We start from the raw sequence: 708 nt of genomic DNA, 5'->3' as shown, positions 1-708 counted from the left end.
TTTTGCGATCTTTACGTACGACTTGCATGGCCTCTGCAACTTGCTCTTCGACTCGCTCATCACTATTTACCGTAATACCATGAGCGCCAAAAGACTGCGCCATCAAAGCAAAATCAGGGTTTTGAAGCTGTGTACCTGACACACGATCCGGATAATGAGCCTCTTGATGCTGACGAATAGTACCAAATTGACCATTGTCCATAACAATAATTAAAATAGGAGCTTTATAACGTATCGAAGTAGATAATTCTGCCTCGTTCATCATAAACTCACCATCGCCAGTAACAACAACGGATAAACGCTCAGGAGACTCTAGGGCAGCAGCGATACCCGCCGGCACACTATAGCCCATTGCCCCATTCCTACTGCTTAACTGACTTGGAAACACCTTCGTTGGTAGAAATTTCTGCGCCCACAAACAATGATTGCCTGCACCGAAGCTATATACGGCATCTTCTGGAATAATTTTGACCAGCTCTTTCATCACCAAAGTCATACTGGCATACTTTTCATGACTATTAGAAGAAAGAGTGACTTCTGGGAAAGCGCTATCTTGACGCTGTTGTTTATGACAGTGGTTGAACCATGAAAGACGTGACTTAGCATCAAGTCCGTCGAATTTATATTCAGTAATTGCCTTTATAAAACTAATAGGACTTGCGGCAATATGAGAAGTGATAGCGCCGCTATGACCGCGTAAGCTGGTAT

1 protein-coding gene is annotated in these 708 nt (G+C 43.5%); it reads right to left on the bottom strand.

Annotation, left to right across the window (positions count from 1 at the left end):
* Nucleotides 1-708: thiamine pyrophosphate-dependent enzyme (locus ACS8FD_RS20580; RefSeq protein WP_439277233.1), on the bottom strand; the 708-nt coding region annotated here is incomplete at both ends.

The organism is Psychrobacter sp. 1U2 (assembly GCF_051847575.1).
Note: the sequence above shows the minus strand (reverse complement) of the source record. Positions and strands in the feature narration are given on the sequence as shown.